Below are 16,593 nucleotides of genomic sequence, written 5' to 3'. Positions count from 1 at the left end.
GTCCTCTTGACGGGTTTGCGTCGATCCTAGCCCGGCTTCGGCCGGCTTGTCACCTCGGTCTCGCACTTCTGTACGCCCCGCCGCGGACGTGGCACAGAGGGCGTCAATCAGGCCCATGTCAGGCTGCAGGGAGAGAACACGATGCTGTTTCCGACCACGATCGCCGGCTCGTTGCCGAAACCGGAATGGCTGGCCGAGCCCAACAAGCTGTGGGCGCCGTGGAAGTCGACGGGCGCTGAGCTGCTCCGCGCCAAGCGCGACGCCACCATCCTGGCGCTGAAGCTGCAGGAAGACTCAGGGATCGACATCGTCACCGAAGGCGAACAGGCGCGGCAGCATTTCGTCCACGGTTTCCTCGAAGCCGTCGAGGGCATCGACTTCGCCCACAAGGTCGAGATGGGCATCCGCAACGATCGCTACAAAGCGATGGTGCCGCAGGTGGTGGCGCCGCTGCGGCTGAAGGGCCGCGTTCACGGCTTCGAAGGCCAGATCGCACGCGCGCATAGCACGCACAAGATCAAATTCACCCTGCCCGGCCCGATGACGATCATCGACACCATCGCCGATCGCTACTACGGCGACCGCGTCAAGATGGCATTCGCCTTCGCCGAGCAGCTCAACGAGGAAGCCAAGGCGCTGCAGGCCGACGGCATCGACATGATCCAGTTCGACGAGCCGGCGTTCAATGTCTACATGAGCGAGGCTGCCGACTGGGGCGTCAAGGCGCTGGAGCGCGCCGCGCAGGACCTGACCTGCGCCACCGCCGTCCACATCTGCTACGGCTACGGCATCAAGGCCAACACCGATTGGAAGGAAACGCTCGGCGCCGAGTGGCGGCAATACGAGGACATCTTCCCGGCGATCGACGCCAGCTCGATCCAGCAGGTCGCGGTCGAATGCCGCAATTCGAAAGTGCCGCTGGAACTGTTGTCGCTGCTGAAGGGCAAGATCGTCCAGGCCGGCGTCATCGACGTTGCCAGCGACGAAGTCGAGACCGCCGAAGACGTCTGCGCCACGATCGAAGCGGTGATGCAGCACGTGCCGAAGAGCAACATCATCGCCACCACCAATTGCGGCATGGCCCCGATGCGGCGGGAGATCGCGGAGGCGAAGCTATTTGCGCTCGGCGCGGGGGCGGAATTGGCACGGCAGCGGTTTGCGTAGTGAGCTTAACTCGCCGAGCGCAACGCATTATTGCCCGCTCTTTCGTCATTCCGGGGCGCGCGTAGCGCGAACCCGGAATCCATACCCCCAGTGAAAATGTGGCTCGAAGCCCGCGCCGCAGTGCTCAATCACATGCACAGGGGGTATGGATTCCGGGCTCGCTCGCTGCGCGAGCGCCCCGGAATGACGTGGTTAGTTTGTGCCTGCGGTCGGATGCAGTGCGGGTTGGTACCCGGCTTCAAGAGCCCTTAGCGTCGATGGTGGCGTGAGGAGGACGAGACGATCTTGCAAGCCTTCGAGCATCGCCGCTTCGGCCGGAAGATAACCCTCAAACGACCACCGTAGCAGCCGGCCCCGCGTGACCAGATAGGCAATGTCGGTGCAGTCACCCTCGCGGACGCCGGCATCGTCGTGCTTTACGTCCGCCACCATCGCCCCATCCGGCAACTCGCTCACCGGGCACGGCAACGGATGCAGTCGCTTGGCGCGGCCGTCGAGCCGTTCGCGATGCAATGTGGCGTCGATCTGTTTGGCGCTGACTTGCTCGAGCCCGTTGCCGCGCGCCCAGGCCGCGGCGAAGGCATTCGCGTCGGTGCGGCGGCAGTAATAGCAAGGCCGATGCCCAGCCGCGAGCGCGGTCGCCTCGTCGAGAAAGAACAGCTCGGTCCAGCTCCGTGTCGCCATCACGTCGCGGCGGCGGCCGCGGAACTCGCAGGTGCAGGTGATCCAAGCGTGACTCGGCCATCGCCGCTTGAGCAGCGTCTTAGTCGCCGGATCATGGATGATGCCGCGATTGCCGGTGAACATCCCGCGGCTGGCTACCGCGACGATCTCGCCGAACGGCGTCACGCGGTTCTGCAGCGGCATTGTCCCTCCGCGCGTCATTGCGAGGAGCGAAGCAACGAAGCAATCCAGACGGTTCGTGCTCGGAACTGGATTGCTTCGCTTCGCTCGCAATGACGGTGTGTTTGCTTCAGCCCGCCCCGTCCTTGAGCGGCGGCTGGAAGCTGAGCCCGGTGTCCCAGGGGAAGAAGATCCAGGTGTCCTGCGACACCTCGGTGATGAAGGTATCGACCAAGGGACGGCCCTTCGGCTTGGCATAGACCGCGGCGAAATGCGCGTCGGGCAGCATCGATCGCACCATCCGACCGGTCTTGCCGGTGTCGACAAGGTCGTCGATGATCAGCAGACCCTTGCCGGTGCCGCCGCCGAGCGCGGCGGTCTGATCGGAGACGCCCTTGAGCACCTGCAGCTCGCCCTGCTTGTCGTGCTCGTAGCTGGCGATGCACACCGTGTCGATCACCCGCAGGCCGAGCTCACGCGCGACGATCGCGGCGGGTACCAGACCGCCGCGGGTGATGGCGATCACCGCATGGAACGGCCCGAGTTCGTTGAGCCGCCAGCTCAGCGCCCGGCAATCACGATGAAACTGATCCCATGACACCGGAAACGGACGCCCTGCCCGCTTCTGTTCACTCGGTTCGCTTTGCGTCATCCATTCACTCCGACTATTCCGTCATTGCAGGCCAGCCGGATCGGCGCATGCGCCGTCCTGAGCACCGGCTCCGCGAAACAATCCAGAGCCACGGTGCACGCGGTTCTGGATGGCTTTGTCGTGCCGCTCCTCGCGATGACGGGACCTATTTGTCCTGGTTCACTTTGCGGCCTGCAGGTCCGCCAGCATCTGCTTCACGGCGGCCATCGCCTGCTGCAGCTTTTCCGGATCGCGCGAGCGCACCACCAGATTGGTGTTCGGCTTGCGTTCCTCGTCGAGGAACGGATAGCTGCCGATCATCGTATCCGGATGCGCGGCGGCGATCTCGCGCAGCGGGCCGCCGATGTCGCCCTCGCGCGCGTTGGCCTTCACGGTCTCCGACAGCATCCGTACGCCGGACTTCAGCCGCGGCGCCACGATGTCCATCATGGCCTGCATGATCGACGGCACGCCGGCCATGACGATGACGTTGCCGATCTTGAAACCGGGGGCGATGATGGTCGCGCTCTGGATCAGCTCGGCGCCATCCGGGATCCGCGCCATCCGCAGCCGGGCCTCGTTGAGCTCGGCTTCGGAGAACCGTTCGCGGAACCGCGCCACCACCTCGGGGTGATAGCCGATCTCGACGCCGAACGCCTTGGCGACGCAGTCGGCGGTGATGTCGTCATGGGTCGGTCCGATGCCGCCGGTGGTGAACACGTAGGTGTAGCGGCTGCGTAACGCGTCCAGCGCCTCGATGATCGCGGCCTCGTCGTCGGCCACCACGCGCACCTCGCGCAAATCGATCGCGATGTTGGTCAGGTACTCGGCGATGAAGCCGATATTCTTGTCCTTGGTCCGGCCCGACAGAATCTCGTCGCCGATCACCAGGATACCCGCCGTAACGATCTCGCTCATGAATGCTTCCGTTTCCCCGCTGCTACCTGCCGGCGACAAGCTCTGCCCGTTCCGAAGACGCCTGCCAATGAATTGAGCAACACGCCGCCTGAATTGCGGGCAACATTGTGAACCCGCGGTCAAAAACCGTCCACTCCTTCCATATCGTGCTGGCCCGGCCCTTGCTACTGCTGTGTTCCATGCTGCACTCTACGCAGCATTGTGGGGAATCAGACTGGTTTCATGGCAGTTGCGTTTGATGAAATGAACGGCCCCGGCGGCGATGTTCGCGCGGCCTATCAGGAATTGTCCCGCTGGCTCGGCGAAACGCCGCCCGAAGCCCTCACCCATCGACGCCAGGAAGCCGAGCTGCTGTTTCGCCGCATCGGCATCACCTTCGCGGTGTATGGCGACGCGGAAGCACAAGAGCGGCTGATCCCGTTCGACGTCATCCCGCGGATTCTGTCGGCGCAGGAATGGGCGCGGATGGAGCTCGGGCTGAAGCAGCGCGTCCGCGCGCTCAACATGTTCCTGCGCGACATCTATCACGGCCGCGACATCCTGCGCGCCGGCGTCATCCCCGACGACCTGATCTTCCAGAACCCGGTGTTCCGCCCAGAGATGAACGGCCAGGCGGTGCCGCACGACGTCTACGTCCACATCGCCGGCATCGACATCGTCCGAGTCGACGACGAACATTTCTACGTGCTGGAGGACAATGCGCGGACGCCGTCGGGCGTCTCCTACATGCTGGAAAACCGCGAGATCATGATGCGGCTGTTTCCGGATCTGTTCGCGCGGCACCGCATTGCGCCGGTCGAGCGCTATCCGGACGAACTCCTGACCGCGCTGCGCTCGGTTGCTCCCGCACATTCGTCGTCGGAACCGACCGTGGCGCTGATGACGCCGGGCGTGTTCAATTCCGCCTATTACGAGCACTCGTTCCTCGCCGACAAGCTCGGCATCGAACTGGTCGAAGGCCGCGACCTCGTCGTCAAAAACGACGAGGTGTTCATGCGCACCACCGAAGGGCTGAAACGGGTCGACGTGATCTATCGCCGGGTCGACGACGACTTCATCGATCCTTTGACGTTCCGCCCGGATTCGGTGCTCGGCGTACCCGGGCTGATGTCGGCCTACCGGGCCGGCAACGTCACGCTCGCCAACGCGGTCGGCACCGGCATCGCCGACGACAAGGCGGTGTACAGCTATATGCCGGACATCGTGAAATTCTATCTGGACGAAGAACCGATCCTGAAGAACGTCCCGACCTGGCGCTGCCGCGAGCCGAGCGACCTGGCCTACGTGCTCGACCATCTGTCCGAGCTGGTGGTCAAGGAAGTCCACGGCTCCGGCGGTTACGGCATGCTGATCGGCCCCACTGCCACCAAGGCGACGATCGAGGCGTTCCGCGAGAAGCTGAAGCGTGAGCCGGAGGGCTTCATCGCCCAACCGACGCTCGCGCTCTCCACCTGCCCCACCTGCACCGAAGCCGGCCTCGCCCCGCGCCACGTCGACCTGCGCCCGTTCGTGCTCACCGGCCGCGACCGCATCACCGTGGTGCCCGGCGGCCTGACCCGCGTCGCGCTGAAGGAAGGCTCGCTGGTGGTGAATTCCAGCCAGGGCGGCGGCACCAAGGACACCTGGGTGCTGGATGAGTAGGTTCGCAACATCGGAGGCGTCATTGCGAGCGAAGCGAAGCAATCCATGGCGCCACGCTCGGCAAGCTGGATTGCTTCGTCGCTCCGCTCCTCGCAATGACGGAATGAGTCATGCTGTCCCGTACCGCTGAAAACCTGTTCTGGCTGTCCCGTTACGTCGAGCGCGCCGAATACCTGGCGCGGACCATCGAGGCGACGCTGCGCGTCACCGCGCTGCCGAACACCTATTCGGGCCAGGGCAACGAATGGGATTCGGCGCTGCTGACCGCCGGCGTCAGCGCCAGCTTCTATGCGCAGTACGACGAGGCCAACGAGCCCAACGTCGTCGAATTCCTGTCGATGTCGACCTCGAACCCGTCCTCGATCCGCAATTGCATCGAGGCGGCGCGGCTGAACGCGCGCTCGGTGCGCACCGCGCTGACGGGCGCGATGTGGGACACCATCAACTCGGCCTGGATCGAGCTGCAGGAGAACTGGAGCAAGGGTGCCAAGACCCGCGAGCAGCTGACCCAGTTCCTGCGCTTCGTGCAGGAGACCTCGCTGCGGTTCGACGGCTCGGCCTATCGCACCATGCTGCGCAACGATGCCTATTGGTTCTCACGGCTCGGCGTGCATCTCGAGCGCGCCGACAACACCGCGCGGATTCTCGACGTCAAATATCACCTGCTGCTGCCCGAAGAGGAGCACGTCGGCGGCCCGCTCGACTATTATCAGTGGTCGTCGATCCTGCGCTCGGTGTCGGCACTGACGGCGTATCACTGGGTGTATCGCGAGACGTTGAAACCGTGGCTGATCGCCGACCTCTTGATCCTCAACGACAGCCTGCCGCGGTCACTCGCCTCGTGCTACGGCAATCTGGTGCGCAACCTCGACCAGATCGGCGTCGCCTATGGCCGCCAGGGCCCCTCCCAGCGCCATGCCCGCGCCATCCGCAACCGGCTGGAACACTCCAACATGGACGACATCTTCCAGCGCGGCGTCCACGAATTCATCCAGGAATTCATCGCCGACAACAGCCGGCTCGGCGAAATCGTCGCCAAGCAGTATCTTATCTGATCGAGCACAGGGCGCGCCCTGCCCGCCGCCGCAACCGGACTCTGGACGCCATGCGCCTGCGCATCACGCACACCACCAACTATCGCTATGAGCCGCCCGCCACCGGCGTGATCCAGGTGCTGCGGATCACGCCGAGCAGCCACGACGGGCAGTACGTCGCCGAATGGCAGATCGACATCTCGTCCGACACCCGGCTGGACATGCATTACGACGCGTTCGGCAACATCACCCATGTGCTGACGGTCGGCGCCACTGAAGACCTCACCATCACAGCCGAGGGGCTGATCGAGACCTCCGACACCGGCGGCGTGCTGAAGGGCGCCGACGAGCGGTTTCCGCCGCAGCTGTTTCTGCGCCCGACCGAGCTGACCGATCTGGCACCGCCGATGCAGGCGCTGGCGCGCGAGCTGCGCGGCGACGGCAGCGGCGATACGATCGGCTTCCTGCATGCGCTGATGACGGCGATCAACAAGCACATCACCTTCGACGACGACCCGACCCATTCCGGCACCACGGCGTCCGAAGCCTTCACGCTGCGCCGCGGCGTCTGCCAGGACTACGCGCATGTGTTCATCGCCTGCGCACGCGCCGGCGGCGTGCCGGCCCGGTTCGTCTCCGGACATTTCCTGCGCGCTGACGGCGTGGTGCACCAGCCCGCCGGCCACGCCTGGGCCGAAGCCTATGTGCCGGGTCTCGGCTGGGTCGGATTCGATCCGGCCAACGGCATTTGCACCACCGACGCCCATGCCCGCGTCGCGATCGGCCTCGACTATCTCGGCGCCGCCCCGGTGCGCGGCACCCGCTATGGCGGCGGCCTCGAGACGCTGACGGTGTCGGTGAAGGTCGATCAGGCCGGCCGGCAGTTTCAGTCGCAGTAGCTTACGCCCATCGGGGGCTGGACCGTCGGCGCGGATGGGCTAGTGTCCCGCAGCCGGCCGCCTTCTGCGCTGCCGCGCTTTCCTTCAGACCGGTGTTCGAGGACGAGATGACCTATTGCTGTGGAGTTCTGGTGCGTGAAGGCCTGGTGATGGTCGCCGACACCCGCACCAATGCCGGACTCGACAACATCTCGACCTTCCGCAAGCTGCACGTCTTCAGCAAACCGGGCGACCGCATCCTGGCGGTGGCGAGCGCCGGCAATCTGTCGATCAGCCAGTCGGTGCTGTCGACCCTCACCGAGGGCCTGGAGAACACCGAGACCGGCGAGCGCGAGACGCTGATCAGCGCCTCCAGCATGTTTCAGGCGGCGCAGCTGATCGGGCGCGCGATCCGCCACGTCAACGCCACCGAGGCCCAGGCACTGAAGGCGGAAGACATCAACTACGAAGTGTCGTTCCTGTTCGGCGGCCAGATCAAGGGCGAGCGGATGCGCCTGTTCATGATCTATCCGGCCGGCAATTTCATCGAATGCACCATCGACACGCCGTATTTGCAAATCGGCGAGCACAAATACGGCAAGCCGGTGCTCGACCGCGCCATCACCTACGACGTCGAGCTGTACGAGGCGCTGAAGACCAGCCTGATCTCGATGGATTCGACGATGCGCTCCAATCTCGGCGTCGGGCTGCCGATCGACGTGCTGGTGGTGCGCACAGATGTCTGCGATGCCGATCTCAACCACCGCATCGAGGCCGGCGAGCCCTACTTCCACGACCTCCGCTCGCGCTGGTCCGCCGCCCTTCGCGCCGCCCACAAAAACATCCCGCGCCCGCCCTACAAGGACCAAGCGTGAGGCATCGGCCGCGAAATGATGACCGTCAAGACTGCGACCTGGCGCCGCATGACGCCCGCCGATCTGCCCGCCGTCAACGCGATCGCCGCGGTGGTGCATGCGGCCTATCCTGAAGACGCCGCGGTGTTCGCCGAGCGGCTGGCGCTGCATCCGGGCGGCTGCTTCGTGATCGAAACGGCTGATGGCCCCGGCGGCTATCTGATCAGCCACCCGTGGCATTTCAAACAGCCGCCGGCGCTCAACGCGTTACTCGGCCGCATTCCCGAGCCGGCCTCGACCTATTATCTGCACGATATCGCGCTGCTCCCCGAAGCGCGTGGCGGCGGCGCGGCCGCGACCATTCTCTCAACGCTGGAACAGCATGCCGTCGAGACTGCGGACAACATCTCGCTGGTCGCCGTTGGCGGTACCGCTCGGTTTTGGCAGCGACTGGGCTTCGAACCAATCGACAGCAAAGAGCTCTCCCAAAAGCTCGCAAGCTACGGCGCCGACGCACGCTACATGGGTCGTCCAGCCAAACTCGGATGAATCGCGATCTTCTTGATACTAAGGAGCAACCGCGGTCGAAGGGGGATGCAGGTCGATCGGGACCGAGCACAGCGGTCGTTCCGTACAGCTCGCGAATGCATCTTTGGAACAGTCAGAAAAGGCATTCCAGCCTGATTAACTCTCCTTTTCATTCGTATTGGCGATCATTTTCAATTCGACTTCCCTCAATGATAGGTTGTCGGCCGACATCACAAGCATACTGGGTTGCGACAATACCTTGAGAGACGTGAGAATGACCAACGGCGAACGGCTGGAAATCGTGCAGACAAGCGAACGTCTGCAGGAAATCGGCCCCGCCTGGGAGGCGCTGTGGGACCACACCGGCGCCGTCGTGTTTCAGAGCCACGCTTGGATCGCAGCCTGGTGGGGTGCGCTTCCCGATCGGGAACGGCGGAACCTGTTTATCGTCCTTGCGTGGCGCGGCGACACTCTAGAGGCCGTCCTGCCGCTTGCGATCTGTCGCCAGCATGGCGTCCGCGTCCTCGAATGGGCCGCCAAGGACTATTCCGACTACTGCGATGCGCTGCTGCAACCGACCGCCGATCCGTCGCTGCTCGAACGGATGTGGGACTACAGCCACGCGCACGGCGGTTTCGATGCTGCGTACCTCGGCCATCTCCTGCCAACAGCAACGGTGAGGACACTCGCCAACGCTAAATCTGGATATCGCCGCGCGCTGCGCCCGCACTATCGGCAAGCCACCAGTCTCCGCGTCGTCGGCCCATGGGCCAGCAGCCAGGCGTGGTTCGATGCGCAGTCCGGAAATGCGCGTCGAAACTATCGCCGCTCGCTGAAAAGCCTGTCGGAAGGTGCAAAAGTCGAATTCCGCCTGCTGTCGCCCGAGGAGCCGATTGGCCCTGCGGTGCGGCGCTGTGCCGACCTGAAGCGTGCCTGGTGCGAGCGGAACGGTCTGGTGGCGCCGCTGTTCGATGAGGGCTCGCCGATGCTGGAGACGCTTGCGCAAGTGCTCGCCGACAAAGGACTGCTTCGGGTGTTCGTGCTGGAGCGAGACGGCGTGATCGTCGCCATGACGATCAATCTGATGCAGCACGATACGATGATGGCTTACGTCACGACGTACGACGCCGCCTTCGATCGCAGCTCCCCCGGCTATATCCTGCTGTTCGACTACATCCGTTGGTCGATCGACCACGGCGCCACGACGATCGACTTTCTCTGTGGCGACGAGGATTACAAATATCGCTTTGCCAATCAGCAGGTGACCTTGGCGTCGTTTGTCGCCGGACGAACTCTTCTCGGCGAGGCAGCGCTGCGATCGGACCGCGCTTGGCACGCGCTGCAGACCTATCGACGGCGGATGCAGAGCGGGCTGTCGAGGGCCAAACGATTCTTGGATAAAAGGCCGGCGAGCCAAGCTGCTGCCGATCGATAATCCGATTTGCTTGTTGCCCGAGCAGACAACGTCTACGATCGCGGCGACATCAACAAGAAACAACATCGGGAAGACGCCAATGCCCACCACCAAGATCGCCCTCGTCACCGGCGCAGGCACCGGCGTCGGCCGTGCCGCGGCGCTGGCGCTGATGCAGGCCGGATTCACCGTGGTGCTGGCCGGGCGCCGGCTGCAACTGCTGCAGGAGACCCAAAAGCTCGGCGCCGAATTCGGTGACAGCCTGCCGGTTATCGCCGACATGGCCGATCCGGCATCGATCGCCGCGCTGTTCGACACCATCGTGCAGCGCTACGGCCGTCTCGACGTGCTGTTCAACAACGCCGGCATCGGCGCCCCGCCGGTGCCGTTCGAGGATCTGCCGCTGGAGCAGTGGCAGGCGGTGGTGACGACCAACCTCACCGCGCCGTTCCTGTGCACCCAGCACGCGTTCCGGATCATGAAGGATCAGACCCCTCGCGGCGGCCGGATCATCAACAACGGCTCGATCTCGGCGCACGCGCCGCGGCCGTTCTCGGCCGCCTACACCGCCACCAAGCACGCGATCAGCGGTCTGACCAAGGCCAGCAATCTCGACGGCCGCGCCTACGACATCGCGGTCGGCCAGATCGACATCGGCAATGCCGCCACGCCGATGACGGATCGCATGGTGCAAGGCGTGCTGCAGCCCGACGGCCGCACCATCGCCGAGCCGCGGATGGATGCGAAGGCGGTCGGCGATGCGGTGGCTTACATGGCAGGCCTGCCGCTCGACGCCAACGTCCTGTTCATGACGGTGATGGCGACCAAGATGCCATTCGTCGGACGCGGCTGATCCGCGTCCTTCCGAGGGCTAACATGCGGACATCGTTCACGACCTTCCGACGACTGGGACTGCTCGGCATGCTGGCCGGCATTGGGCTGGTTGCAGGCGTCGCGCCGCCGCGGGCCGACGACACCGCCGAGACACTGCGTCTCGCGGTCGGCGGCGAAGCCACCTTCAGCCTGAAAGAGAATCCGTCGACCGGCTATCGCTGGCATCTCGACACCAAAGCGAGCCGCAATCTCGACCTGATCGAGATTTCCGATGCCGGTTACCGCCAGGGTGGCGGCGATGTCGTGCACCAGCCGATGGTCGGCGTCCCCGGCACCCGGTCGTTCCGCATCATCGCCCGCAACGATGGCACCGCCACCGCGGTGTTCGATTACTTGCGCGACTGGGAGAACCAGGCTCCGGCGCAGCGCCACACCGTCACGGTCGAGATCGCGCCACGCTGACCGCAGCTACTCGCCGCCGGTGCGAATGAAGTCGGCGATACGCTCGTTCTTACGCAGCTCCGCAACATCGTCCGCCGTCGGCAATTGCGGCCGGTCACGCGCGACGTTGACGACGCAGAGAAAGCCAAGGCAGTCGCCGCGGTTGGCGCGGAACTGATGCCAGGTCATCGGCGGGATGAATACCAGATCTCCCTGCCCGACATCGCTGATCTTGTCGCCGACCAGGCACTGCCCGCGCCCGCGATGGATCATCACCGCATGCACATGGGCGTGACGCTCCAGCGTCGAATAACCGCCCTCGTCGACCTCGAAGTAGCGCCACTCGCAGGCGAGATTCGGATCCGAGAATAGAAGCTGCCGCGAGACGTCCTGGAACGGCGCCTCGGCGGTCTGCTTGTACGGCATCACCGCGACACCATCCCAGCGGCCCGGGGCTGTCTGCGCGCGGACACCGGGGGACTCGCCCGCGGTCGGATGCGGTGCTGCTGAATCGTCATTGGCCATGGCTTGCCACCTCCGCGGTGAACCGCGCCGCCTGCTCGGTCAGTTGCTCGCCCGCCGCCAGCAGGCTGCCGCCGATCAGCAGCATCACGTCGGAGCCGTAGAATGCCAGCAGTTCGTGGATGCGATCAATCGCGATACCGCCGGCCGGCACCGGCAGGCACGGCTTCAGATCGTACCAGTCGCGTCGCGCCGCGTCCGCCAGGGCGCTACAGGTCTCTGGCGTGTAGGCGAACCGGCCGCCGTGATGCGGGAAGATCGTCGCATCCGCCCCCAGAAGCCTGAACAGTTTGCCGAGCAGCAGATCGGGCGCGATCCGCTGCGCACCGGCCAGCGACGGATGCGCCAGCACGGTCAGCCCATCCGCCTCTTTGGCGATCAGGTGGAAGTTGGCCAGCCCAACGATCATCGGCATCAGCATCACCGCGGACAGGCCTTCGCGGCGGACGATGTCGAGTTGCCGCCGCATGTCGTCGAGCGAACCGGAGACATGCGGCGCGTACAGCGTCGCGGCGCCACGAGAATTGCAGGCCTCGCGCACCGCGCGAGCCACCGCCGGCACCCGTGCCGAGAACGGACTGAACGCCTGATCGGCGATGCCGTGGTCGTCCTTGATCAGATCGACACCGCCGAGCGCCAGCCGGTGTGCCAGCCCCGCCAGCGCCTCCGGCGCGAGTCCCTGCGGCTTCAGCGCCGACGCGGTCAGCGCCCGCCGCGGAGCGCCGAGCTTGGCGCGAAGACCGGCGATGCCGAGCTTCGGCCCGCCGAAGGCAGCCGGATAGGCCGGCGGCAATTCGACATCGGCCAGCGTCACGTCGGGCTGGATCGAACTGTTGCCGAACAGCATGTTGATGAGCTGTCCGGGCTCGGCCGGCGCGGTCGCGCTCGCCAGGCGGACCTGCACCGAAAAGCGAGCCTCGCCGATCGGCCTGATCGCCTCGACCCGGCCGACGATCTCGTCGCGGATCTGCTGCTCGGTCACCGCCGCCAGCGGACACTCGACGCTCTGCTCGATCGCCAGCGCTTCGGCCCGGGCAGCGATCTCCCCCGGCGCCGAGGCGACCTGATAGGTGACGATAATCCGCTCGCTCATGTTCAATCCGATATCGGGAAGTCCGAGGTGTCGGCCTTGTCTAGCACAACCCGTTCGGCCGCACTGTCGCCGCCCTCGACGAAGCCGCGATGACGGCCGCGGCCCAGCGGCCCGCGCTTTAGTCGACTTGCCAGCGCGCCCTGCCGTGGCCTACCCATCGGCTTCGGCTCGGGGGACGACATGCTTCAACTGCAATCCGGATTCGGCGTATTCGCGCTGCTGATGCTCGCGTGGGCATTTGGCGAGAATCGCGACCGCGTGTCGGTGCGGCAAGTCGCCATCGGGCTCGGCATCACGCTTTTGACCGCGGCGGCGATGCTCAAGCTGCCCGGCGCCGCTCGGGCGTTCGGGGCGATCAACGATGCAGTCGGCGTCATCTCCGCGGCGAGCCGGGCCGGCACCTCGTTCGCGTTCGGCTATCTCGGCGGCGCGCCGGCACCATTCGACATCAAGGCGCCGGGAGCCGATTTCATCCTCGCGTTTCAGGCGCTGCCGGTGGTGCTGGTGATGAGCGTGCTGACCACGCTGTTGTTCTACTGGCGGATCCTCCCGCCGGTGGTGCGGGGCATGGCCTGGCTGCTCAAGCGCACGCTCGGCGTCGGCGGCGCGGTCGGGCTATCGACTGCCGCCAATGTGTTTCTCGGCATGGTCGAAGCGCCGCTGTTCATCCGCCCCTATCTGGCGCAGCTCACCCGCAGCGAACTGTTTCTGGTGATGACCGGCGGCATGGCCGGCATCGCCGGCACCGTGCTGGTGCTATACGCCACGCTGCTGGCGCCGGTGCTGCCCGATGCCGCCGCACACTTTGTCATCGCCTCGGTGCTCGGCGCGCCGGCCGCGATTCTGGTCAGCCTGATCATGGTGCCGGAGACCGAAGCGCGCGCCACCGGTGGCGAACTCGCCGACCCCGGCCAGATCGCGGTCAGCAGCATGGACGCAATCGTCAAGGGGACCGCGGCCGGCCTCGAGCTGCTGCTCAACATCGTCGCGATGCTGATCGTGCTGGTGGCGCTGGTGTATCTCGGCAACGCCGTGCTCGGCCAGCTGCCGCATGTCGGCGGTGAAGCGATCACGCTGCAGCGGCTGCTCGGCTATCTGATGGCGCCGGTGTGCTGGCTGCTCGGCCTGCCATGGGATCAAGCTGTCACCGCCGGTTCGCTGATGGGGATCAAGACCGTCCTCAACGAGCTGATCGCTTATGTCGAGCTGGCAAAGCTGCCGCCCGATGCGCTCGACCCGCGCTCGAAGCTGATCATGCTGTACGCGATGTGCGGCTTCGCCAATTTCGGCAGCCTTGGCATCATGCTGGGCGGCCTCACCGCAATGGCCCCCGAGCGCCGCGAAGAGATCGCAGCCCTCGGCCTGCGCTCGATCGTGTCCGGCACACTGACCACTTGCCTGATGGGTGCAGTGGTGGGGCTATTGACGTAATCTGCGAACATGACCGTGCTCCCGGCCCCGCGGGAGACAATCGGTAATACTCGGAAACACCATATCTGCCCCTTCGAATTGCAATCGGTCATCCGCATCTGCTAGTTGAGTGCGGAAATGACCGTGATCAATCTTGCGGTGCCGTCTTCCGGAAACACTCCGACGAACACTGTTCGACCAAGATCGCCGACCAGCGAAATCACATAATTCGAGCCGGAGATCGTTTTGTCGTCCCCATCCCTGCGCGATCGTGCGGCTCCGCTGACTCTGCCGACCCTGATCGCTGCCTTGGTGGCATGGCTCGTCGCCGCCGCCATCGCCTTCCGCTCCAGTCTTCTGACATCATTCGCCATGGTGTTCGGCAACGGCGGTGACGGCCGGCTGATCGCATATTTGCACGAACATCTGTTTGCATCGCTGCAGGGCCGAGCCGAGCTGCTGTCACCGGCCTTCTACTTTCCGCAGAAGAACGTCCTCGGCTACACTGATGCGTTTCTGCTCGATGCGCTGCCCTATTCGGCGCTACGCGGACTCGGGCTCGATCCGTTTCTCGCCTCGCAGATGCTCGCCATCATCTTATCGCTGTGCTGCTTGGCTTCGACCCTGGTAATCGGTCGCCGTTATCTGCGACTCAGCCCAGCGCTGGCGATCTGTGCGGCGGTGCTCGTCACCTTTCCCAGCAATCTGATGTTCAAGACGGCTGAGGCGCATCCGAACTTCTTCGCACTCTACTACGTCCCCTGCCTGGTGCTGCTGGCGCTGTGGACGATCGAGGAGTTTCCGCGTCCGACCGGATGGTCGTTGCTACGCGCCGCTGGGTTCGGCGCTGCCTACGGGCTGCTGTTCGCAACCTCGTTTTATGTCGCATGGCTGTTCGCGCTCACGGTGCTGTTCGGGCTCGGCACGGTTGCGGTCTTCCGCGGTCCGGAGACTCTCGCGCTGCTGCGACAACATCCTCGCTCCTGCGTAATGCTCGTCGGCGCAGCACTCACCGGCTTCGCGATCGGGGCGATACCGGTGCTGACGATCTATTTGCCGGCCCTGCAACAGCAGGCTGGCCGATCGTTCCGCGACTATGTCAGCTTCGCGCCGTTTCCGACCGACCTGATCAATGTCGGCATTCGCAATATGGTCTGGGGGCCCGTCGTCGAGCGACTGATCGGCGATGCCCAGCACGAACGCGCATTGGCGGTCACGCCGCTGATGACTGCGGCCCTCATCCTTCTGTTGTTGCGGTTGCGCCGCACGGCATCTGCCGGCCCGCTGCCTTGGCAACTCCTGTTCGCGACCAGTTGCGTCGCGGTGTGGGGATTGTCCTGGATTACAACGCTGCGGATCGGCACGTTCAGCGCCTTCTGGCTGCCCTATCACCTGTTGCCGGGAGCGGTCGCGATCCGTGCCGGCGATCGCATCCAGTTAGTGGTCAATCTCTGGGTGGTGGCCGGCCTGATGGTGCTGCTGCAGTATTGGCTGGACGCTGCGTCACCGGACCGCGGAATCCAGCGCAAGCTGATCGCCGCCATCATCGTGGCACTGTGCCTGATCGAACAGATCAATCTTCAGCCTGCCGGGCTGGCACGTCGCGATGAGCTGGCCCAACTCGCCGCTGTACCGGCCGCCCCGTCGCAGTGCGGCGCATTCCTGGTCGATGGCGGCACGGCGTTCGACGGCAAGCAATTGGATGCGATGTGGATCTCCGCCAAGCTACGGCTGCCGACGCTGAACGGCGACTCTGGCTGGGCCCCTCCAGGTTGGCGGCTCAATGACCCGACGATCGGCTACAACGACGCCGTGCAGCTCTGGATCACCACGACAAACCTCAACGTGCCGCTCTGCCGCTACGACCGCGGCGCGCGGCAATGGTCGCCCTATCCGCTGCCGGCCGACGAAGGGATCGCCGACCGGCAATAACGAAGTCAGTGCAATCTGAAGACACCGTCGATGGCGCGCAGCTCGGCCGGCTTGATCAGCTTGGAATGCGCGACGGTGACGGCGAACAGCGGCCCCTCGAGCTTCGCCTTCCAGAAACTGAGAAAGTCGTTCAGGGCGGGGAAATCGGGCGCCAGGTCGTAGTCCTGCCACGTGTAGCTCTGCAGCAGCCACTGCCGGTCGGGGCGGCGATAGAGAATCTCGGCCGTCGTCAGACCGTAGCCGAGCACCTGCTTCCTGAAGTCTTCAGAAACTGCACCTCGTTCGACCATAAATCCTCCTTCCCGAACCAGCATTCCGCAACAGTTCGCGACCGGGATTGCCTGGGAATGCCGTCCTTCCGTCTGCTGTCCCCGCGGTGCTGGGCTCCGGTCTTCACTTGCCCATCCCGCGCACCTGAAAATGTGACGCATCTGGACTGGGCATCTCAAGTCAAAA

The 16,593-nt window shown here is 64.8% G+C and carries 17 protein-coding genes; 11 read left to right on the top strand and 6 right to left on the bottom strand.

From position 1 onward, the window contains the following. Positions 1 to 141 precede the first annotated feature (141 nt). Positions 142 to 1,164 carry a methionine synthase gene (locus VRZ08_RS06485; protein ID WP_414532019.1) on the top strand — a complete coding sequence of 341 codons (1,023 nt, stop codon included), beginning with the start codon at positions 142 to 144 and terminating at the stop codon, positions 1,162 to 1,164. Positions 1,165 to 1,356: 192 nt separating this feature from the next. On the opposite strand, the gene VRZ08_RS06480 is transcribed toward VRZ08_RS06485, so the two are convergent. From VRZ08_RS06480 to VRZ08_RS06470, 3 genes are all read right to left on the bottom strand, one after another. Next, positions 1,357 to 2,031 carry a hypothetical protein gene (locus VRZ08_RS06480; RefSeq protein ID WP_414532018.1) on the bottom strand — a complete coding sequence of 225 codons (675 nt, stop codon included), beginning with the start codon at positions 2,029 to 2,031 and terminating at the stop codon, positions 1,357 to 1,359. Positions 2,032 to 2,137: 106 nt separating this feature from the next. Beyond that, positions 2,138 to 2,659 (bottom strand): xanthine phosphoribosyltransferase, encoded by a 522-nt coding sequence (gene gpt / locus VRZ08_RS06475; RefSeq protein WP_264076436.1) that lies wholly within the window; start codon positions 2,657 to 2,659, stop codon positions 2,138 to 2,140. A 159-nt stretch (positions 2,660 to 2,818) separates the two neighbouring features. Beyond that, positions 2,819 to 3,556 (bottom strand): competence/damage-inducible protein A, encoded by a 738-nt coding sequence (locus VRZ08_RS06470; RefSeq protein ID WP_107344141.1) that lies wholly within the window; start codon positions 3,554 to 3,556, stop codon positions 2,819 to 2,821. Positions 3,557 to 3,778: 222 nt separating this feature from the next. Between VRZ08_RS06470 and VRZ08_RS06465 the strand changes: the two genes are divergently transcribed. The 8 genes from VRZ08_RS06465 (at position 3,779) to VRZ08_RS06430 (ending at position 11,201) form a co-directional block, all read left to right on the top strand. Next, positions 3,779 to 5,197, top strand: coding sequence for a circularly permuted type 2 ATP-grasp protein (locus VRZ08_RS06465; protein ID WP_414532017.1), 1,419 nt, complete (start codon positions 3,779 to 3,781; stop codon positions 5,195 to 5,197). Positions 5,198 to 5,307: 110 nt separating this feature from the next. Next, the gene (locus tag VRZ08_RS06460; protein ID WP_263991521.1) at positions 5,308 to 6,252 is read left to right on the top strand and encodes an alpha-E domain-containing protein; all 945 of its coding nucleotides are present in this window, start codon (positions 5,308 to 5,310) and stop codon (positions 6,250 to 6,252) included. Positions 6,253 to 6,302: 50 nt separating this feature from the next. Beyond that, positions 6,303 to 7,130, top strand: a complete 828-nt coding sequence (locus tag VRZ08_RS06455; RefSeq protein ID WP_263991520.1) for a transglutaminase family protein — start codon at positions 6,303 to 6,305, stop codon at positions 7,128 to 7,130. A gap of 107 nt (positions 7,131 to 7,237) precedes the next feature. Then, positions 7,238 to 7,984, top strand: coding sequence for a peptidase (locus VRZ08_RS06450; protein ID WP_107357482.1), 747 nt, complete (start codon positions 7,238 to 7,240; stop codon positions 7,982 to 7,984). Positions 7,985 to 8,002: 18 nt separating this feature from the next. Further along, positions 8,003 to 8,512, top strand: a complete 510-nt coding sequence (locus tag VRZ08_RS06445) for a GNAT family N-acetyltransferase (protein ID WP_414532016.1) — start codon at positions 8,003 to 8,005, stop codon at positions 8,510 to 8,512. A gap of 253 nt (positions 8,513 to 8,765) precedes the next feature. Beyond that, positions 8,766 to 9,926 (top strand): GNAT family N-acetyltransferase, encoded by a 1,161-nt coding sequence (locus tag VRZ08_RS06440; RefSeq protein WP_414532015.1) that lies wholly within the window; start codon positions 8,766 to 8,768, stop codon positions 9,924 to 9,926. Between the two features lie 79 nt (positions 9,927 to 10,005). After that, the gene (locus VRZ08_RS06435) at positions 10,006 to 10,758 is read left to right on the top strand and encodes an SDR family oxidoreductase (RefSeq protein WP_414532014.1); all 753 of its coding nucleotides are present in this window, start codon (positions 10,006 to 10,008) and stop codon (positions 10,756 to 10,758) included. Positions 10,759 to 10,781: 23 nt separating this feature from the next. Next, positions 10,782 to 11,201 (top strand): protease inhibitor I42 family protein, encoded by a 420-nt coding sequence (locus tag VRZ08_RS06430; RefSeq protein ID WP_414532013.1) that lies wholly within the window; start codon positions 10,782 to 10,784, stop codon positions 11,199 to 11,201. A gap of 6 nt (positions 11,202 to 11,207) precedes the next feature. On the opposite strand, the gene VRZ08_RS06425 is transcribed toward VRZ08_RS06430, so the two are convergent. Next, positions 11,208 to 11,705, bottom strand: a complete 498-nt coding sequence (locus tag VRZ08_RS06425) for a cupin domain-containing protein (RefSeq protein WP_414532012.1) — start codon at positions 11,703 to 11,705, stop codon at positions 11,208 to 11,210. Beyond that, positions 11,695 to 12,795: a RuBisCO large subunit C-terminal-like domain-containing protein gene (locus tag VRZ08_RS06420; RefSeq protein WP_414532011.1), complete on the bottom strand. Its 1,101-nt coding sequence runs from the start codon at positions 12,793 to 12,795 to the stop codon at positions 11,695 to 11,697. Before VRZ08_RS06420 ends, VRZ08_RS06425 begins: the two co-directional genes overlap by 11 nt. Positions 12,796 to 12,975: 180 nt before the next feature. On the opposite strand from VRZ08_RS06420, the gene VRZ08_RS06415 reads away from it, so the two are divergent. After that, complete coding sequence (locus VRZ08_RS06415; protein WP_414532010.1) at positions 12,976 to 14,226, top strand: NupC/NupG family nucleoside CNT transporter; 1,251 nt, start codon at positions 12,976 to 12,978, stop codon at positions 14,224 to 14,226. A gap of 225 nt (positions 14,227 to 14,451) precedes the next feature. Further along, positions 14,452 to 16,137: a hypothetical protein gene (locus VRZ08_RS06410; RefSeq protein WP_414532009.1), complete on the top strand. Its 1,686-nt coding sequence runs from the start codon at positions 14,452 to 14,454 to the stop codon at positions 16,135 to 16,137. A gap of 5 nt (positions 16,138 to 16,142) precedes the next feature. Here VRZ08_RS06410 and VRZ08_RS06405 read toward each other — a convergent pair whose 3' ends face one another. Further along, entirely contained in the window at positions 16,143 to 16,427 is a 285-nt protein-coding gene (locus VRZ08_RS06405) for an usg protein (RefSeq protein WP_264055468.1), read from the bottom strand. Positions 16,428 to 16,593: the final 166 nt, after the last annotated feature.

The sequence above is a fragment of the Rhodopseudomonas sp. G2_2311 genome, assembly GCF_047501505.1.
Lineage (GTDB): Bacteria > Pseudomonadota > Alphaproteobacteria > Rhizobiales > Xanthobacteraceae > Rhodopseudomonas > Rhodopseudomonas palustris_H.
This window is presented reverse-complemented; position numbering and strand designations above follow the sequence as displayed.